Genomic DNA, 21776 nt, shown 5'->3' with positions numbered 1-21776 from the left:
GTCTTTTTTAACCAGCACTCAACGACTTGTGCCGAGAACAGGCACAAAGGATATATAACTTACTGAACTCATACGTGGTTTCAAGCATTGTCTTAATGTTGGTTATTGGTGCCGTTGTCGAAAGCTTAAGAAATAATATTTCGCTTTAAAAATTTATTTTGGCCCTTACCGTTTTATCCGCCTTAGGAGGGTTAAAGACTTTAATAAATAAAAAGGGCGCAAAACTTAAGTTGGTTATATTTTAGCATTATACAACAAAATCTAAAATATCCCCTTTTTTATCTGTTTTTAAAACAAAAAAACTACAGCAATATTAATTTGTTGTCAATATAAATCCCTGCGAACAATGATCAGTCAATGTTCTATCTTTCTCACATACGACTATCAGGCATTCAACTCCATCTATAGTATTGACAAGCTGGAGCCCTTTTTCAACACCCATAACCATAAGCGCGGTTGCAAGACCATCTGCAAATGCGCATCTGTCCGCAAGAACTGAAGCGCCTGCAACACTCCTGGAAACAGGATAGCCTGTTTTTGGATTAAATACATGTGAATAGCTTTTGCCGTCTATTTCAAAAAAATTTCTGTAATCACCGCTCGTTGCAAGAGCTCTGTTATGTAAGGCCACAATCTTATGCGCCTGATCAAAAGGGGCATCTTTATCAGGCCTGTTGATTCCGACCCTCCAAAGCTTGCCATCTTCCCTGAAGCCCGAAGCATATACCTCGCCACCGATCTCCACGATAAAGTCTTGTATCCCGCTTGTTTTAATTAGTTCCGCAATTTGATCAACAGCGTACCCTTTTGCTATGGATGCAAGATCAACAGATATCGGAACCTTTTTTTTAACAAGATATCTGTTTTCAAGAATCTCAATATGCTCGAAACAAATCTCGGGTAAAAGCCTGTCTACTTCTTTGTTTTCAGGAATATTTCTTTTTTTTTCCTTGCTGCCAAAGCCCCACAAATCAACAATCGGCATTATAGTGCCGTCCCATGCTCCGTTTGACAGTTTATAGAGATTTTTAGCAATAATCATGACGCGCAGAAAATCATCCGAAGCATAAAATCTTTCACCCACGAGACTTAATCTATTAAACCTGCTGATTTCGCTGTCCTTTATAAATGTGGACATGCTCTGGTTTATCTCTTTAAGCCTGATGTCAATTCTTTCTTTAAGCCCTTCAGCTTTTGCAGAATGTCCAAGTACAACCTTTACATGATAGGTTGTGCCCATTGTTTTTCCTGAAATAAGCGTTTCTTGCGCCACCCCGTAGCCGGCAGGCCACAAAAACCAGATAACCAGGAGAATTAATTGTACGGATGTTTTCATAATAGTAGAAAATTTTTTTTAACAGATTCGAGGCAACTGTTCACCCGTTAACATATCAACAATTCTGCTGCCGCCAATGCGGGTTTGCATAAATACTTTGCCCGGCGAATCGGAAATCACCTCGCCGATAATACATGAATCCCTGCCGAATTCATCCTCCTTCATAGCTGACAGTACTATTTCCGCATCATCAGGGCCCACAAAAGCAAGAAGCTTCCCTTCATTGGCTATATAAAGAGGATCAAAACCCAGAAGCTCACAAATTCCCGCTGTCTCATCCTTAACCGGTATCTTATCCTCGTATATCCTTATACCCGCCTTTGAACTCAAGGCAATTTCATTGAGGGAGGTTCCGACGCCTCCGCGGGTAGGATCACGCAGCACATGAACATTATTGCTTGCGGACAGCATCAATCCAACCATATTATTTAATGGAGCGGTATCGCTTATAAGCGAGGAGGCAAATTTCATCCCCTCTCTCTGGGTTAAAACCGTAATGCCGTGTTCGGCAATAGTCCCACTCAAAATAATCTTATCCCCTGGACATGCCCTGTTACTGGCGATGTTAACATGTTTATTTATCGTTCCAATCCCTGAAGTATTTATAAAAATTTTGTCCGCGGCTCCTTTTGGGACCACCTTGGTATCTCCGGTTACAACCTTTACGTTGGCTTTTGCCGCGGCAGAGGCCATTTTTTTAAGTATTATCTTAAGATCCGCGATGGAAAAGCCCTCTTCAATTACCAGCCCGACACTAAGATAAACAGGGGTTGCGCCACACATGGCAATGTCGTTTACCGTTCCGTTTATTGCCAGATCTCCGATATTGCCACCAGGAAAAAAAATTGGATCAACAACGTATGTGTCCGTGGAAAATGCAAGCCGTTTTCCTCCAAGATCAAATATCGCGCCGTCATCAAGCCTGGAAAGTATTGGATTGTCAAATATGGGAAGCATAATTTCTGCGGTCAGGCTATGCGATATTTTCCCTCCGCTTCCATGATCTAAAAGAATTTTATCATTTTTCATTGATTTTATCCTTTTCTTATTATTTGGTGCTAATTTAAAAAATTATGGCAGAAAAAAAGATGAACGTAAAGAATATATTCAATGACAATAAAACCTCTTGAAATAGATAATATGATATGATAGTTTTTAAATATGGTGGGTGTAGCTCAGTTGGCAGAGCACCAGGTTGTGGCCCTGGGGGTCGAGGGTTCAAGCCCCTTCACTCACCCCATTTCGCGCCCGTAGCTCAGCTGGATAGAGCGCCGGACTTCGAATCCGTAGGTCGCAGGTTCGAATCCTGCCGGGCGTACCAATGATTTCAATACCACTCCTTTTTTATCTTGATCCTGTTTGACTGAATTAAAGCCTTCCTCTTCATCCGGATGAACCTGTAAGTATTCACGATAGGATTCCACATCGTTTAGCCGCAACTCACTTATACGCCGGTCGATACGTTTACAGACCTGCTCTCGCACCTTGCGGAAACCCGGCCATCTCATGAGCAGGCGTGGCAAAGCCCACTGCAGGAACTGAATGCATTTAATATCCTTCATAAGTCTTTTATACAGGTCCAGGACAATTATGTTAAATGGTTTCTCATTTTTTTTGATTGAGTTAAAATTGATGAACTCGTAAAAAGTTTCGAATGGAATGACGGTAATGCGTACCATGTTGAAATTACTGGCGATCACTGAGGTGCCCATATGAGTACAAAAAAAAATCTTGATCCAATAAAACCGGGTGAAATCCTTCGTGAGGATTTTTTAGAGCCCTTAGGCATTAGCATTAACCAGCTTTCCAGGGATCTTTCAGTTCCCCCCAACAGGATAAGTGAAATTGTGAATGGGAAAAGGTCCATTACTGCTGACACAGCCTTGAGGCTACAGCGTTATTTTGGGGTTGAAGCTCAGTTTTGGCTAAATCTGCAAACTGAATATGATCTGCGAATTATGAAGCGTAAAATTTGGGCGGATATTGAACGACGAGTTATCCCTATTAAAGATACCGGCAATAGTTTACAGCATAGCGCCGGAGCATAATCGAACAGCTAAGGGTTTTCTCCCTCAGCCCCCACAACACCACGGCTTGGCGGGAATAGTGAATATTCACACAGAGTTCCTTAATGGATATTAACCCCTGTTTCTTAAACCACTGATTTGTACCGGCTGCAAACTTTGACAGGAAAATCAAACGGATTCATGGCAAGCACAAGCAAGAGAGTAACGATGAGTAAAACTAATCGAAAGCGGCTCCATAGCTTTATTGATTATTGTTCGCCCGAGGAGTATGAATGTATTGAAATGAAGAAAGCGGCTTAATTAACAGTCAATATTTTTAGGCCCCGTCCAAGGATAGATTTCGTTATTTTTAATTTATTTAAAGAGGACTTTTTCCTCCTAATCACCTGACAATGATAAGTTTTTTCTTTTAATTTCTATAGAATGTAGTACAAGGTATTTTATGATAATCGTTTCTGTGCCATTAAAAGACATCATCCTGGACCCATTAAAAAACATTGACCTTTCCACACTACCTGAGGAAGAAGCAATTTCCCTTCTTAAAAGTTCATATGGTTTTCTTGCCTCCTCGATAGATATCAATATACAGGACGGAATTGCGATTATTAAGCTGAAAGAACCTAAGAAGGAAGATGTTAATAAAGCCTTAAAAACCTATAAAAAAGGGGTTAATGAGGCTCAGCAGGGAGAATATCAGAAGGCTATTAAATGTTTCTTAAAGGTGCTTGGCGTAATCCCTAATCATGTAGATGCAAGAAGAAACCTTGCAATGGCCTATCTTGAATCAGGGAATTCAGATAAGGCGCAAAAATACCTGAAGGAATGTATTCAACTGGACACAAATAATGTCTGGTCATATCTCCTGCTTGGAAACATTTATGCAAAATACAATCATAATCTTGATGTCGCCGAATTCTATTTTCAGAAGGGGCTCTCTATACGACCGGATGATAATATCCTCCTTAACAATTATGCAGCCTTGAAAATGGAGAAAAAACAATTTAAAGAAGCTCGGGATCTGTTTGAAAAAGCCCTTGTAAATGACCCATCCTATCCCAATACATATTATGGACTCTCCCTTTTATATCAGTCTACAGATAATGACGAGCAAGCAATAGAACTGCTTAATAGATTATTTGATCAACCAGAATCTGATGATATTCGGAGTAAGCAGGTTTATCAACAGGCATGGAATTTGTTTTTAGAGATCAATAAAAATATCGCGGAAAAATCCTGCGACAAACTTATAGCCTACATTTTGGACTATAAAAAAGAGGCTGAAGAAAGAACCGGCTTTCCCATACAGATTCTTGAAGACAATTCACTTGAATATGTTTCTGCGATAGCTCAGATGGCCTGGAAGCACAAACGGAATGAACATCTTATCAAATATCGTAAAAAATCGCCCGCTGTTACTCCGCATCTTATTGCCCACGAAATCGAGCACATTTTGCTTGAAGATGCAGATAGAAAAAAAGGTCGCAACCGTTATTTTATTACAACTGCCAAGACAAGAGAACATGCCATACGTTCAATCAGCGATCATATTCATAAACTGCAAAAACAAGGCTACGCAGAGGATAAAATAACACAGGTAACGCTTCAAATTACAAGCGGACTATGCAATCAGCTTTTCAACTGCCCACTTGACATGATGGTTGAATACAGCATTTTTCAAAAATATGATAAACTGCGTCCAAGCCAGATCGTTTCACTAGACCAGTTGCACAAGGAAGCACTCTACGTTTTTACAAGCAGTAAAATAAGAAAGCTTACCCCCCCCCTTCATATACCATGCCAATATAACGCTTAATTGCGCTTCAGCTCTTTTTCTTGATTATCTTTTAAATAACAAATCAAACTATGCCGCGCCCTATAAAAAATCGAAAGTTTTCCAGGCTGGCATGAAATTGTTCAACATCTGGAAAGAAAAGATCGATTCTTTTATCCCAGGCGATGAATATGAGATGGTTGATGAATATGCACGGCTTTTGAAACTGCAAGGCTGGTATGACTGGCAACTGGACATAACAGAACCGTCTCCGGAAGAAAGCTCTCCCAATGGCACAACCAACCCTGAACTCCTGAAAGAAAAAGAACCAGCGGCTTTTTACTATTGCCTCGATGCTCTTCAAAGATTTGACAATAAATCACGAGAAGAAATTTTTAGTATTGTTTCAGAAATCGGCATGCTCGGAACAAAAGGCATAGATTATAGCGACCCTGACAGAACACATCTCTTAAAAAGTATCCCAGAGAAAAAATTTACAGGGCTTCATCTTTTGTGCCTGATGTACACAGGCTTCAAGATTATTGAACCTGATCTCGATACAGGACTCGATTTTGCAGATGCATACAAAATGGCGCTTGATGTCCATAAATCAAATGTTCATTAATTGGGAGTTTAAATGCAAAAGCTCATTAAAAAGCTCAGAGAGTTCGCTAAAGAACGAGACTGGGATCAATTCCATTCCCCCAAAAACCTGTCTATGGCGCTCAGCGTCGAAGTGGCGGAGGTTGTTGAACATTTTCAGTGGCTTACTGAAGAGCAAAGCAAGAACCTTCCGAATGATAAACTGGAAGAAGTCGAAACCGAATTGGCCGATATTCTCATATATCTAATCCGGCTGGCGGATAAGCTGGGAATAGATTTACTTGCAGCCGCTCAGAGTAAGATTGAAGTCAACGAGCGAAAATATCCCGTGGGTAAAGCAAAGGGAAATGCTAAAAAATACACGGAACTTGACAAATGATCGTATATTCTTCGACCAAATCAGAGTTCAGGCAGGATGTCCGTGATAACCGGATTGAACAATTAATACTCGAAGCCTATCAGCGCAACCTTGGGCACTCCACCAGCAAGTCAGAAATAAACTCATGGAAAAACTCCATGATGTATATGAGCAATATACTGGAAGATGATGGTATTCCTGATAATACAGGCGTGGCCATTGAATATAGAATTCCACAAACCTCGAAGCGTATCGATATTATTCTTACCGGCACGAATGACCAAAATAGAAGTACAGCAGTCATTGTAGAGCTCAAACAATGGTCGGATGCAAAGCTCACAGATAAAGATGCCATCGTAAAAACAATTATAAATGGGGCGGAGCGAGAAGTTAATCATCCGTCATACCAAGCCTGGACATACGCAGCCTTACTTGAAGATTTTAATGAAGCGGTGCAGGAGCAGCACATAACGCTAAATCCATGTGCATATTTACATAATATGGAATCAGAGGATGTCATTAAAAATCCTCGATATCAAAGCTATCTTCAAAAAGCACCATCATTTATTAGAAAAGATGCTGAAAGGCTCACCGATTTTATCAAACAATTCATACGTTATGGCGATGCCGGCCAAGTCATGTTTGAGATTGATAATGGCAAGATCAGGCCATCCAAGAATCTGGCCGATAAACTTCTGTCGATGCTTCAAGGCAATGAAGAATTCTTTATGATTGACGACCAAAAGCTTGTCTATGAAACAGCATTAAATTTAGCGCAAATATCAACTGTTAAAGATAAGCATGTCTTGATCGTAGAAGGTGGCCCAGGTACAGGCAAGTCTGTAGTGGCCATTAACCTGCTTGTACAGCTAACAAATAAACGACTCGTTACACAATATGTGACAAAAAACGCTGCACCACGTGCTGTCTATGAAAGTGTCCTGACGGGTTCGTTCACCAAGAGTCATATTTCTAATTTGTTCAGTGGATCAGGCGCCTATACAAAATGTGAGCCGAATATCTTCGATTCATTAATTGTTGATGAAGCCCACCGTCTTAATGAAAAATCAGGCATGTTCCAAAACCTGGGTGAAAATCAAATAAAGGAAATCATTCAGGCAGCTAAATCCAGCATCTTTTTTATCGATGAAGATCAGCGTGTTACATGGAAGGATATTGGCAAAATAAAGACAATAGAAAAATGGGCCAATAAACTCGGTGCAACTGTTCATAGTATGGAGCTGCAATCACAGTTTAGATGTAATGGCTCAGATGGTTATCTGGCTTGGCTCGATAATGTTTTACAAATAAAAGAAACCGCAAATGACACCCTAGAAGGTGTTGATTACGACTTTCGGGTTTTCGGTTCACCCAATAAACTAAGAGATGCCATCCTAAATAAGAATAATCTTAATAATAAAGCAAGGTTAGTAGCAGGTTATTGCTGGAATTGGGTAAGCAAAAAACCAGAAAATAAAGCGCAAAACGACATAGTCATTAATGAACATAACTTCGCGATGCAATGGAATCTCACGGCAGATGGTAATTTATGGATTCTCAAACCAGAGTCAGTAAATGAAGTCGGCTGTATCCATACATGCCAAGGATTAGAGGTAGATTACATAGGTGTGATTCTTGGCCCAGATATAGTCATCAGAAATGGTGAAGTGGTAGTTCAGCCAGATCAACGAGCAAAAACAGATCAATCTCTAAAAGGCTATAAAAGGGCATTAAGAGAGAACCCGGAAGCTGCCATTGTTAAAGCTGGAGCTATTGTTAAGAATACCTACAGAACACTGATGTCCCGAGGCCAAAAGGGTTGTTATATCTACAGCACAGATTCAGAAACAAATGCATATTTTTCAGAACTAGCAAAATCAGTTGCTTATAAACAGAAGCGGGTGGAACGTGCAAAAGCTGTGTTGGTTAATCAAGAAGAGTTTCAATTAGATCGATATCCGGGGTTAAAACTCAAGATATTGAAGCATCGTGATGTTAAACCGTTTGAAAATGCTGTGCCGATATACGACCTCAAAATAGCAGCTGGTCAGTTTAGTGCTGAACAACAAGTTGAAGATCATGAGTGGGTTCAATTGCCTGAAGAATTCAGAATAAATAATAACCTTTTTGTTACGCAGGTTGTTGGAGAATCCATGAATCGCCGAATTCCAAATGGCTCGTGGTGTCTGTTTCGTAAAGATCCGGCTGGAACCAGAAAAGGGAAAGCAGTCTTGGTTTGGCATAGGGAAATACAGGATGTCGATATGGGTGGCCATTATACAATTAAGGTTTATGCCAGTAAAAAGAATTATGCGACTGATGGAACATGGGAGCATGAGGAAATAACACTCCATCCCGATACAACCGCAGAGGGATATAAACCTATCATCCTTAAAGGTGATCAGGTTGGTGATTTAAAGATAATTGCTGAACTTGTTGCAGTTCTTGGGTAGCCCAAGTTTAAGGAGCGCAGAGGGATGTTGCGGAAGTATTAACATTTGCTCGAATTCGAAATGACCATAATGTGAGAAACTCCAGATGAACGGCTTTGTTGGTGTCACAGATAATGATTGGTTTGCGTTTCTCGCGCAGCAGCCGGGTATTGATGAAGTTAATTTCTGGCAGCCGAGTGGGAAGAGCCAGTTCCGCGCCCTGAAGCCTGGAGAACCCTTCCTATTTAAGCTACATGCACCACAAAATTACGTTGTTGGCGGTGGCTTTTTTGCACACAGCTCGATCTTGCCCATAAGCTTGGCTTGGAAGGCGTTTGGATTGAAAAACGGTGCTAACTCCTTATTGGAAATGAAGAGACGCACAGAGAAGTACCGTCGTGAAAAGTCGCCATCAATGGAAGATTACAAAATCGGATGTATTATCCTTACCCAACCATTTTTTTTCTTTAGCAAAAATGACTGGATTCCAGTTCCACCAGATTTTAGCCTCAATATTGTTCAAGGCAAGACGTACAATCTAAACCAAGGCCACGGCCAGAGTCTTTGGAATGAAGTGCTTGCAAAGTTGGCTTCAACACAGATAGACTTCTTTGTTGACCAAAGGATGATTTCTGAACAAGAGTCGCGCTATGGCCCCCCCACGCTGGTATTGCCTCGATTGGGGCAAGGTGGTTTTCGAGTCATCGTTACGGACGCTTATCAAAGGAGATGCGCTATAACGCAAGAGAAAACGCTCCCCACCTTGGAAGCTGCACATATTAAACCTTTCAGTGATAGCGGTCCACATCTTATTGAAAATGGCATTCTTCTGAGATCTGACATCCACAGACTCTTTGATAGCGGATATGTAACTGTCTCTCCCGATTACCACTTTGAAGTCAGCAGACGTATTCATGAAGAATTCGATAACGGTAGATACTATTACGGCTTTCATGGGGGAAAAATACATGCTCCAGCGGACCCACAATGCAAGCCCAGCCGAGAATTTCTCACGTGGCACAATGAGAATGTTTTCAGGGGATAAATTTTTTTGTCTGCTTTTTGGACGTGTCTGCTTCTGGCTTACAGGACATCAGATTATAAGTTTCTCATGCCTTCGTTGTTTTTGTGCTGTTGGCAAGAAAAGCCCGGGTGAATATTCAGGACATTCTATATTCAACTTAATTTATGATATGCAATATGTTATTCGGCTTGCCTGCCTGAAAAATCACGAATAGATGCCCGCCCGCCTTGCCTGAGCTCGCGATGACGGGCAGGCTCCGGGAGCTTTACACTATCTAAAAAATATTGGCTAACCGGCAAATGAAAAATCGCCCCACTATTAAGCGCAGTACCAGGCTCATAAAAGAAACAAAGGAATTTCCAAATGACTGACGGAACAAAAAGAGCCGATATTCTAGCCGGCCTGAAAGTTTCCATTGTATTAAAGCAGGACCAGAGAACCGGAAAGCTTACCAAAGGCATCGTCCGGGATATTCTGACAAAATCCACCACACATCCCCACGGGATCAAGGTTCGTTTGGAAAACGGCCTGGTGGGGAGGGTCAAAATCATTCACGGTTGACCTCAGATCAATTCTCTGACAGAAAAACAAAAAGGAGGGCAAGGAGGTGACACTGTTGCAGACAGACTTCACGATCAGGCTTCCGCGTTGGGTAGCAGAAATGCTCGCATGCAGTCCCAAGATCTTCCGGACAAGTGTGAAGCTTCCGGGACATCTTCAGATTATAAGTCTCATGCCTTGGTTGTTGTTGTGCTGTTGCCAAGAAAAGGCCGGGACTTGCGGGGCATTAGTTTATAGGTTGACGTGGTAATTGAACTGAAAAAACATAAGTGAGCTGTTTAATATCAAAGCATACAGCACCGTAAGCAGCATATTATAAAGAGTTTCGAAGCTTAAACAATATGATAGAAAAATTAAAAACCAGATAGGTAAACTACAAAACAGTATCAATAGGGGTCAAACGTAGGCTTGCCCCCTATCTGATCCCTTTCTTCAGATATGATTAAATATATTTATTCCAGCATTATCTGGGCAGTCCTTATTATATTAACATCTGTCCTGCCCTGTCACGCCGACATATACAGGTATGTTGACAGTAAAGGGAGACTTCATTTTGCCGATGTGCCCAAATCTTCCAATTATCGGATATACATCAGGGAAAGACCTGCAAAATCGTCCAATTCATACTCAACAAACAAATATGATCGCTATATTACCGAAGCATCAAAAAAGCATGATGTTTCTTTCCTGTTGTTAAAAGCTATAATTAATGTTGAGTCGGATTTTAATCCAAAGGCTGTTTCAAAAGCAGGCGCATTAGGCCTTATGCAAATAATGCCGGAGAATATCATAAGGTTTAGTATAAGAGATCCCTTTAACCCGGGAGAAAATATAATGGGAGGCACCTGTTATTTAAAAGAGCTTTTAGAGCGCTATAACGGGAAGCTGCCGCTGGCGCTTGCCGCATATAATGCCGGCCCGACCATGGTGGACCGTTATAACGACATTCCTCCGATAAAGGAGACACAAAATTATGTTAAAAAAGTTATGAAATCTTATAATATTTTAATAAATAAAAAAGGCTGAGATAGACTTTCAGATAATTCATTTCACAAGAGGATATTTCGGGACATCTTAAACTATTGAAACTCCCCGTAGCCCCGCTGGAACGGGATTTCCGCTTTGTTCCGACAAGCTGCACGGAATCTTCGAACGCAAGGAAATTTGACACCATTTTTCTCAACATTTCAAACGGCATTCAATATTGACAGCAGTCAGGCATTTGGTTATTTTGGCAATTACGCGTTGTTGTAAATAATTTTCAACTCAACTGTTATCCCAAAGATTACATCCGGTTCTTTTAACACTGCAGTCTTGATGAACGGCGGCACAACCGGCATATAATAGCAATGGAGGAAATGATGATGAAAAAATTGAGGACGATACTGTGTTTAGGTTTGTTTTTGTTCATTGCATCTGGCTGCGCTTCTATCAACTACAATGAAATAGCGCCCAATGCTAAAACATTCCAGCCAAAAGTGGCCGTTGTACTTCCGGCCATCAAGATGCCCGAAGGGACGGAGCATGACATCGACAAAGTGGCAATGGCAATTTTTGATGCTGCCATTACGGCAAAACGCTTCGAACGTGTCATAGATCCCCTGACAGCAAAGTCTCAGATGTCCAATGATGGCGATCTGCAGAACGCCATTATGGATTACACATCAAAATTGAGGTCGGTGGGGGTTTCCGATAAGGAGAGTGTACTAAAGATCGGTAAAATTTTGCAGGCAGACACCATTATTGTGGGTGAGGTGAGTAAATGGGGCTATGGAGTCTATGCCGGTGAAAAGAACGGAGAGGTTGGGATGGCAATAAAAATGGTTGATGTCGCAACCGGTGTCATTTACTGGAAAGCAGCTCACACAGCCAAGGAAACATACCATTTGTTCAAGCCGAATCTGGCGAAAATGGCAACTAAACTGGCCAAGAAGATATTTGATTACATACCGAAACCATAAGCACGCAGGGGTTAGCATGGAGAGCACCTGCAATCGGGGGAGGCTTCCGCAGCATCCTTCAGATTATAAATTTCTCATGCCTTTGTTGTTTTTGTGCTGTTGCCAAGAAAAGGCCGGGTGAGTATTTATTCGGGACATCCTTCAGATTAGATTTCTGAGAAATAAGTCAGTTTTTTTTATAATTGTTTTATAATAACGACCAAGGGTTAAACTTTTAAATAACTTTATTTCAGCATGTTGATATTTAATTATTTAAGGATGTCTCTCTTTTTCCGTGGACGATAATATAATGCGGTACGCCCGGAGCATCTAATAGAGCTTTGCGTAGCATTCTTTATTGGTATCAAACAGGACAACGATTACAAACCAATAATCCAATGGACGGCCCCAAAGTCTCCCCTTATTTTTCTCTTACCAATTCTATTTTGAAAAAGTGGTGTGTTGCCAGAACAATGATACCGGCAAGCATTATGAAAAGTCCAACCTTGTATATAATATCCAGCCATGGTTTTACGCACATCAGCAAGAAGCCCAGAATACAAATTCCCGTGCCGAAAAAATCGGCTTTTTCCATATGCAAATTGAACCGGGGCACACGGCACTCGGGATCTGGCGGGGGCCACTCGAACCAGAGCCGATTCCAGGCAAAAGCAAATACCACGGCAATCACCGAACCCCAGGCCATGTGCAGAGGTAAGAGCAAGGCCGACGTGGGTAATGGTAAAATTACTGGAATTGCAGCTGTTGCGGCGGCAGGTGGATGATCCGCGTCAAAAATCTGCATGAATACGGCGGCAAAAAGCACAGCCAGACCCAAATTGATAGGGATCGCAAAACGCGTGCCCCCAAAGAGTGATTCCCCCACACATACGGCTAAGACGCCGCCGATGGCGGACACAAAATGCCCAACGATGATTGATTTTGGCCGCGCCACCCGCAAATAGACGCAGGTGGCGTTAATAAAACAGGTTGCAGCCAAAGGGGGGTAGAGGACGCCCACCTGGAATGTTCGAGAAAAAATGCCGATGACAAGCAGGAGGATTCCTGCGCCAAAGGAGCCCCAAAGTATCCTCGTCAGCGAAATGACTCCCGGCCTGTAAAAATCCTGTTTAAACTCCCGACGCGTGGGAAATACGAACCGAAATTGAATCATGGTATTCTACCTCCGAGCCAACAAACCGATTTTTGTGTTATGAGAGCCCTGTATCCGGAGGAGACCATTTCAGAGATGGTTCTTCTTCGCATACATGCATGCAGTCCCGGTCTGCTATCGTATGTATAATATCGATTGCGTGCTCATCTTCTTAACCACGTTTCGGCCATTATCAACGGCCCGTTGCTTGAGCAACTTCCGCTCCCCAAAAGTGATCGCATTGGTTAGACAAACCTCTGCACAGACCGGTATTTCTCCTGAATGGACCCGATCAAAGCACATATCGCATTTGTGGGCAAAATTATCCTTCTCGTTGAACTGGATGACGTTATAGTGACAAACTTCAATGCAGTCTTTTGCGCCCACGCATTTTTCAGCGTCGATTCGGACGATCCCCGTCTCCGGATCCTTTGCAATGGCATTGGCTTTGCAGGCTTTAACACACGGGGCATTTATGCAATGGAGGCAGGGGACAACCCAACTGGTTACCGACACATCCGGATACGTCCCCTCGCGTTTGCTTTCGACTCTCAAATAATAGGGGATTTCGTTCGGTATGCCCGCTTCATGGTCTACAAGTTCATGATAATTGCGGCACGCCGCGATACACGTCTTACATCCGATGCACCGTTCCAAATCTATCATCAAGCTTAATTGTTTCATGACTTCCTCCTCTATTTCTCAATTTGGACACGGCAGGAAACATGGGATTCACCCCCAACAACGTCTTGCCATTCAAGGGTCGAGCCCGCGTCCGGTATTAGAATATTATCGCTCACGCCTTCGCCCGTCGAAGCCACCGATCCCACTGTGGAACCGAATCCGTGATGGATGCCAATACAATCGGGCCTGATTCGCTCGGTCAGTTTAACCCTGACTTTCACGCGTCCCGTGCGCGATGATAGAGTAACCATATCTTTGTCATCGATGCCTATTTTTTCAGCGGCTGCTCGATTCACGAGAATCGGATTTTCATATAAGCCGCCCACCCTGTCTCGGAGCTGGGGGTTGTTGTGCGTCCACTGTCCGGAACCCGAGTGAAAAATACTCCGGTACGAAACCAGGATAAACGGATACTTATCTTCGTCCACCTCGTATTCGGAGGCCAACCCGGTTCGAGGCAACGCCTGGTTCATCTCCTCAAGATCCTCCCAGTAAAGGTGCAACTTCTTGCTTGGCGTGCCGAAACCGCCTCTCTTCTCGTATTTTCTAAAACCCATACTGCCCGGCGACCAGACGCCGCCCATTTCCTGGAGCTTTTCCACCGAAAGGCCCAGACTCGCCAGCTGTATGTCATAGTAAGCCACGTCATCCTTGAACCGGAAATATTCAGGGGTTAATCTCTTTCCGATTTCAATGAATACCGCGTTGGAATGACGGCATTCACCCGGCGCTTTTACGATCGGCTGTCGCAGGATGATCCCATGACCGAAATTATACCACCACGGCATGTACAAAAGCTCCCAGCGCTCAAAATACGACTTGTCCGGAAGGACGATATCGGCATATCTGGAAGTTTCTGAATGCATGATTTCATGGCTGACCAGAAGCTCTAACCGGTATTCGCTATTTTCACCGGGCATGCAAACCGCTTTCTGCCATTCCTCCTGCCCCATTTCTGTTAAGGCAGGATTCGCCTCTGCAGTTATTAGCACCTTCAGGTCATTGTTTTTGATCGCCTGAGACTCGTACCAGACAGGCTCCATAATAAAAGAATACTTGGCAAATTTTTCTCTGTCCGGACCTGTGCGATGCCATCCCAGCTCGTGCAAATCAGGCCCTTGAGGGACAGGTTCTACCGACGCCAGGGGTGTGAGGTCCGGGAGGGGCTGTCCGCCGGGGTTGTCGATGTTGCCGGTAATGGCCAGCAGAATTGTCCAGGCGTGACCGAAGTCCAAGGCTTGACCCAGCATAATCCCCTTGAAGCTATCTATACCCACGGATGGGGCCTTTGCGCAATCTTCTGCCAGCTTCTTGATTGTCGCCGCAGGCACATCGCAGATTTTGCTCATGGTTTCAGGGGTTTTATCCGCGATATAGGCTCTAAGTTTTTCAAAGTCCCCTTCCCTGACCCAGTTGTCTACGAATTCCTTGTCATAGAGATCGTTGGCAATGATATGGTAAATCATACCCAGGAAAAACGCCGTATCACCGGAAGGCTTGATGGGAATCCACCAGTCGGCCTTGGCGGCGTCGGCAGTAAACAGCGGGTCTATGACCACCAGTTTTGCCCCGCGCGCTTTGGCATCCAGGATATCTCTGGGGACAGCCGCATCATCCATGCCGCCAAAGGCATGCCGGCCGACAAGAATCATGATGCCGCCTTTGGGCACTGTGAACCATGCCGGCGGGATATGGTGGTTTGGAACACCGCCCATGGTCTTGATAAAAGATACAATTTTGGCTGAGTCGCAGTGGGGCAAAGCGGTATTGATGAATCCGCCGTATGCGTTCAGAAAACGCCATTTGGGATCGGTAATGCTGTGGGGAAAGAAGCTGGCCGTGAGCTTATGCGCTTCGCCCCGATCTTTGAGCGCTTTCAATTTCGCCGTGATGATTTCCAAAGCCTCGTCCCACGATATTCTCTCAAATTTGCCCTCGCCGCGCTTGCCCACGCGCTTCAAGGGATGGGTCAGGCGGTCTTGGCTGTATTCAAGTGAAATGCCGGCCATGGCCTTGACACACGCCTTGCCGCCATGGCGTGGGTTGCCTCTAATCTCCTTTATTTTGCCGTCCTCCGCGCGCACCAAAATGGCACATTCGGCCTTACACTGATAACATACTGTTGGTATCCATCCTGTTTTCTTCATAAGACAATCCTCCTTTTTTCAGACAATATCTGAATGTCTTGTATTGCTTTCAAGCAATTGACAATCTTTGGTAAAATGCTCCTTTGTCAGGTCTTTCCCGGAATATTTTTTTTGCATGGAGAAGAAATCATATTATCTCCTCCATCTAAGTGTATTCATTCAGTCAGGAGATGTCCGATTTAAATCAATTATTATCAGTCTGCAATTGGCTTTGTCTATAAACAGAAGGCCTCATTTTAATAGGAGGAATTCCTGTGGGGTGGGTATTTGTCACTGCATGGTGGAACAAATGAATGGGGTCACCCAGAAGCTTAGAGGACATTCCTCAGTTCATAAGTTTGTATCGTCAAGAAGTGAATATTGATTTTCTTTTGCGATTTTTTTCGCCACGTTTAAAAGACAAACTCACGGCGGGTTGAAATAATTTCAGCCAGCCCTTTTCCTGCCAGAGATTCCTTTCTTTACATCGTTGTTCTTGAAAAACCTGCTTTTCGATGAACTTCGCCCCGGAAGCCTTGGGGGTCGGGCTATAGGAACATTTTGGTTCCGGAATCAATAAGAAAGCTTCCCGGACATCCTAAACTATTGAAACTCCCCGTAGCAAGCCGCACGGAATCTTCGACCGTAGGGAGGTTTGCTATTTTCAGATTCGCTCGCTAACCCAGCGGCAAGCTGCTGGGAATGTGCTCGCTTTTGCGGTTCAACTTAATTCATGATGTGCAATGTGTTATTCGGTTTACATACCTGAAAAATCACGAATAGATGCTCCGGGAGCTTTGCGCTATATAATTGTCGGGCGGTTGGTACAATCCATCGATGGAAGCCAAAGCAGAACTTTTATATCCGAATTATGGAAAAACCGGAACATGGAATTCCTGTTTTAAGATTTGCATTTAGTTTCAATGGATTAGATTATCTCGAAATCATAGTTGCTTGTAAAATAGAAAAGATTTCCATTAATCTCGGAATACCGAGTTCCGATTCACAAGAGATGATGCCAATTAAAAAATAATAAATATCAATAGGTTATAAAATTGGCATAGGCATTGCTTTGCGTAGCCAATATTAACAATGGAAATATTATTCAATGTTTGAAAATTCAGGTTATACATTAAACATTTTATATGAAAGGAATAAGGTATGAAAAAAGCTAAAAAACCGCAAAAAGATGTCACCCTTTTTGGATTTGTTAGTCCTATTGAAGAGGATGATACGGTTGTGGGGATCGAAATTTCAACCGATGATGATGATTATCTGGTTGAACTTAATAAACAAGGAAAGGACTTGTTTAACTATTTGAATGAGGATGTCGAAGTAAAGGGCATTGTTACAAAAGACAAAGATGACAATTATAAGATTAACGTGACCAGTTTTGAAGCGTTTGAAACTGAAGATGATGAGATCGATGACGACGATTATGATGACAGAGATTAAAACGATAATTATTAAGGCTTATAAATTCTTGCGGTTTTTTGTATAAACATCTTTTTCTAAAAGAGGTGGTTCAGGGTAAAATCCTCAAGGGAAGGCGGTAAGTGGAATATAGCTTACCGCCTTTTATATTTGTAGAAATATATGTAAGACATATGGAAAACAAGTTTATTAATGAGATATTATCAATCTATTCAGAAATAGACGTTCAGGTCGAAGCCTTTCAATTTGCAGTAAAACTGCATTGTCCTCCTGGATGCGGAATTTGTTGCAAATCTACCAAGGTTGAAGCTAATGTGATTGAATTATTGCCCCTGGCGCGAGAATTATTTCATCGAGGGGAAGCGGAAATCTGGATGGAACGGGCGCAGGCAACATGCTATGAAGGGATATGTATATTCTATGACCCCAACCCGCCGAGAATGGGTATTGGCCATTGTCGCTTCTATGCTTGGAGGCCATCGGTATGCCGATTGTTTGGATTTTCCAAAGTAAAAGATAAGACCGGAAAACCCAAACTGGCGGTTTGCATTGTTCAGAAAAATATTATGCCAGATGTTGTTGAGAATGCAGAGAAATCCATATTTCATGGAATACCTGCTCCTGGTTTGACTGACTTTTTCTTGCAGATAATGGGTGTTGACCCATCGGGTCGTCTTATGCCAATTAACAGGGCGATTTACATGGCACTTGAGAGATACGGTTTGGAAATTCAAATGACCGATTCTCAAAACCAATACAACATCATAAAAACTAACTCAGCATATTGTGCTGGCTTGGAAGGATCGAGCCGGTCAACTTTTTTAAAAAAACACTAATCCTTTACAGTTAATATATTGCCCAAATTGAGCACACTCCGCTTGGCTGGAGGGAGGGCCTGAGTTCGCGACCCGGCGGCAAAACCAAGTCATGCGAAATAGAGGCATTGCAGGCAGGCTCCGGGAACATCCATCATATATTGGCAGGATGCTAAATATTATGAACTCTTATAACAAGGAGCAGTCAGATGCGCTTTACATGGTTCGGCGCCATCTTTCCACCTTTTCCTTAAAGCAAAGACAACAGCTCGAATCCGAGGTTGCAGGCTATTTAGACTTTCGCGAGGAGGCAGCCTCTTTTTTTTCCACCTGTTTCAGCGGGGTATGTACGCAAAAGTGTTACAAGAGCCGGCTTAGTGCCTGTTGTACACGTGAGGGAATCATTACATTTTTTGCAGACGTGGTTGTCAATGCTTTGATGTCGCAAGACAGTGACATGGATCTTTTGCTTGAGGTTCTTAAAAAACCAAGCAACGAATTCAAGTGCATCTATCTTGGGGAAAAAGGGTGCATGTGGCGGCTTAAGCCGATTGTTTGCGAGATGTTTCTATGTGACCACGTAAAAAAAGAGGTCTTTAGCGAAAACCCACAGCTCGAGCACAAATGGGAGGAATTAAAGAAGCGCGAGAAACTTTACACATGGCCGGATCGCAGGGTTGTTTTTGACACACTTGAAAGTTATTTCATAGAGGCCGGATATTCTTCGCCACTTATGTACCTGCATAACAGCCCCGGTCTTTTGCGTGTGAAGCGCAGAGCGCTTTCATGCGCTGCGTCTTGCAAAGGCGGCGATTGAACCATTATCCGGATCAGGCTTAAATGCCTTGAGAAGCGAAGCATCCCTTACAGCTTCATAGCCGGTTAATCGGGCTACTACTATATTATTCTTATCAAGAAATGTAAAATCACATGTCATTTTATGGTCTGTCATTCTCTTTACCTCAAGCACTGCCGTTACTTCATCACGCGGGAAAGCCTTTTGATACTGACGGTAAGAAGATATATAGCTTGGAAGTGAAACAAGGCCTGTCTCCTTGAAGGAGTATAATATCGCCATTTGAAATGCTGAGTCGAGGACAAGAGGATCACCTATCCATCTGCTTCTTAAGGGTTCGACCATCCACTTCGCCGGCAGAGGGGCGGCGGAAATCCGCGCTACCATCCTGTTTGACGAATAACCTGTAATTTCCTTTATTCCCTGAAGTTCAATTCCCTGAAAAAGGATTTTATCATATATCTCCTCTATGCTCATGGGGTAAGGTTTTGAATCGATCTTTTCCAATCGATCAAAATGCGGCGGCTGCGAAAAACTATCTGTCAAAACAGCTTTTGCCCTGTAGTGAACAATATCCATCCCATCCTTTACGCCGTCCCTGACTTCAACATCGACTTCAAAAAAAAGGCCTTTCTTTACAGGTTTGCCTGCCATGAGCCTGATAATCTTTTTTTGCCGGTCAAGTTTGATGCCTTTTAAAGCCTGCATATCATCAAGGCCGTGGAAGAAAAGACCGGGATTTCCGTGAAGCGCTCCATGCCCCAGCCATTCAGCTATAAGCGCAAAAGGAATTACAGGTTTCCCTCCAAGGATATGTGATTCAAGAACAGGATATCTATCAACATCTATTTCGCGTTTTATTGTTAAAGAAAGTTTATCTTTTTTCTTTAAAGGTGAGACCTGTTTCAAAGTAAAACCTTCAATTTTTACAGCATCTTTGTTTTGTTTAGCAAGAATCTCTGCGCCAATAACAACTTCCACAGGAGAGTCTTTATCTCCCATCATTTCGCTGAGCATACACATAGCTCCTGAATCGATTGGAATCAGCTTTACATTATTTCGCGCAAATTCCCGTTTAAGAGAAGGTGACACCATACCTCCATCCCACGGCCCCCAGTTGATGGAGATGACTTTGCATTCAGGCCGGTTTATAGACTCCTGTTGCGCTGTTTTGTTTAAAACTTCGTTAGCCATGGCATAATCGGCCTGGCCTTTATTCCCAATGCGGGCGGTTATTGATGAAAAAAGCACAATATATTTAAGATTATCCTGTTTAGTAGCTTCAAGAACCGCTTTGAGCCCATTAACCTTTGTGTCGAAAACCCTTTCAAACTGCTCAATGGTTTTGTCTGCTATAAGGCGGTCTTCCAGAATTCCAGCTCCGTGTATAATCCCTTTTATTGGGCCGTGAGCAGAGCGGACATCATCTAAAACGGAATTGACGGCCTGAAAATCGCGAACATCCACCGAATAATAGATCGCCGTGACGCCGGTTTCTTTAAGCTTTTGCATGGTTTTTAAAATTTCGCGATTTGCCAGATGCTTTTTAAATGATTTTTCCAATAAGGCCGGAGAAACGTCTTTTTTGCTTAATTCATTTTTAACAACCGCTTTTTTTATTGCTGCTTCATCAAGAGCGGAAGCAAGCCATTCAGGTTCCGGTAACGGATGCGGAGAGCGGCCAAGAAGAACAACAGCAGGTTTTGCATGTTTCGCAAGGGCGTATGCTGCAGCGGCTGTTATACCTCTTGCGCCTCCTGTTATTATAACTACGTCATCTTTGTTGAGATCTATTTTGCCTTGAGGATAAGGAGAAGATACAAGCTCCAATATAAGCCGCGTGTTATGGTTCAGGCCGGTTTCAATAGTTTCTGATGGATCAGGATTTAAAAGCTCAGCAGCAATATTTTTTGCAATACCCTTTTTGTCTTTCCAGGTCGGTTCTATATCTATGGCATGGCATCTAACGCCGTCCCATTCAGTTGAGGCGGTTTTTGCAAGGCCCGCGAGTCCTCCCATAACAGGATTGGCCATTCCCTTGCCCTTAAAGCCGAATGCTCCGTCAAGGCTGGTTATTGTCGCAAACACAGCCCCGCCATCTGCGGCCGAATCTATGAGTTGCCGGGAAATCAGGCTTGTAACAGCAAAGGCATCCTTTAAGAAGGCCTCATCCAACGGGTCTGTAGCCCCTATTACAAGACCTCCTGCAGGAGGCAGATCCTTTTTTCCCTTTAATGTTTTGAGTGAAACAACCATGGCATCTATATTAAATGATGCTAGTTCATCAGCTATTGCCTGTGAGAGACCGGTTTTATCTCCTGTGATATAGACCTTTCTTCCGGCCGGGATAGATAGTCTTTTGTCATAAACAAGCGGCCTTTCAACAATTGACACTATTTTTCGATCAATTTTATCTATGGCAATTTTATCTATAAGAGGTTTAGTTGTTTTTTGAACTTTATTTGAACTTTTTTCAATTACATGCATCTTATGCACATCTTTTTTTACAATACCGGAAAGATGTTCTGCAATCTGGCCAAGTGTTTTCAGTTTGCCCATTATTTCCGGGGAAACTGAAGGCAGGTCCGGCATTTTTTCTTCGATTGTGGAAAGTATTTCCACCCTTTTTATGGAATCAATGCCAAGGTCTGCTTCAATATCCATGTCAAGATTGAGCATTTCAACAGGATATCCTGTGAGGCTGCTGACCACTTCG

General features: G+C 42.9%; 18 protein-coding genes and 2 tRNA genes. 14 read left to right on the top strand and 6 right to left on the bottom strand.

Translation table 11 applies throughout. The features are described from left to right. Positions 1-313: 313 nt before the first annotated feature. Positions 314-1336: an FAD:protein FMN transferase gene (locus VMW78_06175; protein HUV50587.1), complete on the bottom strand. Its 1023-nt coding sequence runs from the start codon at positions 1334-1336 to the stop codon at positions 314-316. 18 nt (positions 1337-1354) lie between these two features. Further along, entirely contained in the window at positions 1355-2365 is a 1011-nt protein-coding gene (gene hypE / locus VMW78_06170) for a hydrogenase expression/formation protein HypE (GenBank protein HUV50586.1), read from the bottom strand. Between the two features lie 135 nt (positions 2366-2500). Here hypE and VMW78_06165 point away from each other — a divergent pair. The 11 genes from VMW78_06165 (at position 2501) to VMW78_06115 (ending at position 12073) form a co-directional block, all read left to right on the top strand. Continuing rightward, positions 2501-2576: transfer RNA gene (locus VMW78_06165), tRNA-His, on the top strand. 4 nt (positions 2577-2580) lie between these two features. After that, a tRNA-Arg gene (locus VMW78_06160) sits at positions 2581-2657 on the top strand. 391 nt (positions 2658-3048) lie between these two features. Next, positions 3049-3384: a HigA family addiction module antitoxin gene (locus tag VMW78_06155; GenBank protein ID HUV50585.1), complete on the top strand. Its 336-nt coding sequence runs from the start codon at positions 3049-3051 to the stop codon at positions 3382-3384. Between the two features lie 421 nt (positions 3385-3805). Next, positions 3806-5176 carry a tetratricopeptide repeat protein gene (locus VMW78_06150; protein HUV50584.1) on the top strand — a complete coding sequence of 457 codons (1371 nt, stop codon included), beginning with the start codon at positions 3806-3808 and terminating at the stop codon, positions 5174-5176. A gap of 91 nt (positions 5177-5267) precedes the next feature. Next, the gene (locus VMW78_06145) at positions 5268-5759 is read left to right on the top strand and encodes a hypothetical protein (protein ID HUV50583.1); all 492 of its coding nucleotides are present in this window, start codon (positions 5268-5270) and stop codon (positions 5757-5759) included. 12 nt (positions 5760-5771) lie between these two features. Continuing rightward, a complete protein-coding gene (locus VMW78_06140) occupies positions 5772-6116 on the top strand; it encodes a nucleotide pyrophosphohydrolase (protein ID HUV50582.1) in 345 nt (114 codons plus the stop codon). After that, complete coding sequence (locus VMW78_06135; GenBank protein ID HUV50581.1) at positions 6113-8548, top strand: DNA/RNA helicase domain-containing protein; 2436 nt, start codon at positions 6113-6115, stop codon at positions 8546-8548. The genes VMW78_06140 and VMW78_06135 overlap by 4 nt, the downstream gene beginning before the upstream one ends. An 85-nt stretch (positions 8549-8633) precedes the next feature. After that, entirely contained in the window at positions 8634-9572 is a 939-nt protein-coding gene (locus tag VMW78_06130; protein HUV50580.1) for an HNH endonuclease, read from the top strand. Positions 9573-9914: 342 nt separating this feature from the next. Then, positions 9915-10112, top strand: coding sequence for a YwbE family protein (locus VMW78_06125; protein HUV50579.1), 198 nt, complete (start codon positions 9915-9917; stop codon positions 10110-10112). A gap of 438 nt (positions 10113-10550) precedes the next feature. Next, positions 10551-11138 (top strand): lytic transglycosylase domain-containing protein, encoded by a 588-nt coding sequence (locus tag VMW78_06120; protein HUV50578.1) that lies wholly within the window; start codon positions 10551-10553, stop codon positions 11136-11138. Positions 11139-11515: 377 nt separating this feature from the next. Then, on the top strand, positions 11516-12073 hold the full coding sequence (locus tag VMW78_06115) for a hypothetical protein (protein ID HUV50577.1): 558 nt from the start codon (positions 11516-11518) through the stop codon (positions 12071-12073). Between the two features lie 400 nt (positions 12074-12473). On the opposite strand, the gene VMW78_06110 is transcribed toward VMW78_06115, so the two are convergent. From VMW78_06110 to VMW78_06100, 3 genes are all read right to left on the bottom strand, one after another. Beyond that, the gene (locus tag VMW78_06110; GenBank protein HUV50576.1) at positions 12474-13226 is read right to left on the bottom strand and encodes an HPP family protein; all 753 of its coding nucleotides are present in this window, start codon (positions 13224-13226) and stop codon (positions 12474-12476) included. 114 nt (positions 13227-13340) lie between these two features. Continuing rightward, on the bottom strand, positions 13341-13889 hold the full coding sequence (locus VMW78_06105; GenBank protein ID HUV50575.1) for a 4Fe-4S dicluster domain-containing protein: 549 nt from the start codon (positions 13887-13889) through the stop codon (positions 13341-13343). An 11-nt stretch (positions 13890-13900) separates the two neighbouring features. Further along, positions 13901-16036, bottom strand: a complete 2136-nt coding sequence (locus tag VMW78_06100) for a molybdopterin-dependent oxidoreductase (protein HUV50574.1) — start codon at positions 16034-16036, stop codon at positions 13901-13903. Positions 16037-17176: 1140 nt separating this feature from the next. On the opposite strand from VMW78_06100, the gene VMW78_06095 reads away from it, so the two are divergent. From VMW78_06095 to VMW78_06085, 3 genes are all read left to right on the top strand, one after another. After that, on the top strand, positions 17177-17470 hold the full coding sequence (locus VMW78_06095) for a hypothetical protein (GenBank protein HUV50573.1): 294 nt from the start codon (positions 17177-17179) through the stop codon (positions 17468-17470). Positions 17471-17622: 152 nt separating this feature from the next. Further along, the gene (locus tag VMW78_06090; protein HUV50572.1) at positions 17623-18285 is read left to right on the top strand and encodes a YkgJ family cysteine cluster protein; all 663 of its coding nucleotides are present in this window, start codon (positions 17623-17625) and stop codon (positions 18283-18285) included. A gap of 160 nt (positions 18286-18445) precedes the next feature. Continuing rightward, positions 18446-19081 (top strand): hypothetical protein, encoded by a 636-nt coding sequence (locus VMW78_06085; protein ID HUV50571.1) that lies wholly within the window; start codon positions 18446-18448, stop codon positions 19079-19081. Here the strand turns inward: VMW78_06085 and VMW78_06080 are convergent. Further along, a partial coding sequence (locus VMW78_06080; protein HUV50570.1) for an SDR family NAD(P)-dependent oxidoreductase occupies positions 19049-21776 on the bottom strand: 2728 nt, incomplete at its 5' end. The genes VMW78_06085 and VMW78_06080 overlap by 33 nt on opposite strands.

This window comes from Anaerolineae bacterium, assembly GCA_035529315.1.
Classification (GTDB): domain Bacteria; phylum Desulfobacterota; class Desulfobacteria; order Desulfobacterales; family ETH-SRB1; genus Desulfaltia.
The sequence above is the reverse complement of the archived record's forward strand: the minus strand, read 5'-3'. Positions and strand labels throughout refer to the sequence as shown.

What these genes read in the sequence shown, in the direction of transcription:
- VMW78_06125 (HUV50579.1), top strand. Translation starts at nt 9,915, where the DNA reads ATGACTGACGGAACAAAAAGAGCCGATATTCTAGCCGGCCTGAAAGTT.
- hypE (HUV50586.1), bottom strand. Translation starts at nt 2,365, where the DNA reads ATGAAAAATGATAAAATTCTTTTAGATCATGGAAGCGGAGGGAAAATA.
- VMW78_06100 (HUV50574.1), bottom strand. Translation starts at nt 16,036, where the DNA reads ATGAAGAAAACAGGATGGATACCAACAGTATGTTATCAGTGTAAGGCC.
- VMW78_06135 (HUV50581.1), top strand. Translation starts at nt 6,113, where the DNA reads ATGATCGTATATTCTTCGACCAAATCAGAGTTCAGGCAGGATGTCCGT.
- VMW78_06150 (HUV50584.1), top strand. Translation starts at nt 3,806, where the DNA reads ATGATAATCGTTTCTGTGCCATTAAAAGACATCATCCTGGACCCATTA.
- VMW78_06155 (HUV50585.1), top strand. Translation starts at nt 3,049, where the DNA reads ATGAGTACAAAAAAAAATCTTGATCCAATAAAACCGGGTGAAATCCTT.
- VMW78_06110 (HUV50576.1), bottom strand. Translation starts at nt 13,226, where the DNA reads ATGATTCAATTTCGGTTCGTATTTCCCACGCGTCGGGAGTTTAAACAG.
- VMW78_06120 (HUV50578.1), top strand. Translation starts at nt 10,551, where the DNA reads ATGATTAAATATATTTATTCCAGCATTATCTGGGCAGTCCTTATTATA.
- VMW78_06175 (HUV50587.1), bottom strand. Translation starts at nt 1,336, where the DNA reads ATGAAAACATCCGTACAATTAATTCTCCTGGTTATCTGGTTTTTGTGG.
- VMW78_06145 (HUV50583.1), top strand. Translation starts at nt 5,268, where the DNA reads ATGAAATTGTTCAACATCTGGAAAGAAAAGATCGATTCTTTTATCCCA.
- VMW78_06130 (HUV50580.1), top strand. Translation starts at nt 8,634, where the DNA reads ATGAACGGCTTTGTTGGTGTCACAGATAATGATTGGTTTGCGTTTCTC.
- VMW78_06085 (HUV50571.1), top strand. Translation starts at nt 18,446, where the DNA reads ATGAACTCTTATAACAAGGAGCAGTCAGATGCGCTTTACATGGTTCGG.
- VMW78_06140 (HUV50582.1), top strand. Translation starts at nt 5,772, where the DNA reads ATGCAAAAGCTCATTAAAAAGCTCAGAGAGTTCGCTAAAGAACGAGAC.
- VMW78_06090 (HUV50572.1), top strand. Translation starts at nt 17,623, where the DNA reads ATGGAAAACAAGTTTATTAATGAGATATTATCAATCTATTCAGAAATA.
- VMW78_06095 (HUV50573.1), top strand. Translation starts at nt 17,177, where the DNA reads ATGAAAAAAGCTAAAAAACCGCAAAAAGATGTCACCCTTTTTGGATTT.
- VMW78_06105 (HUV50575.1), bottom strand. Translation starts at nt 13,889, where the DNA reads ATGAAACAATTAAGCTTGATGATAGATTTGGAACGGTGCATCGGATGT.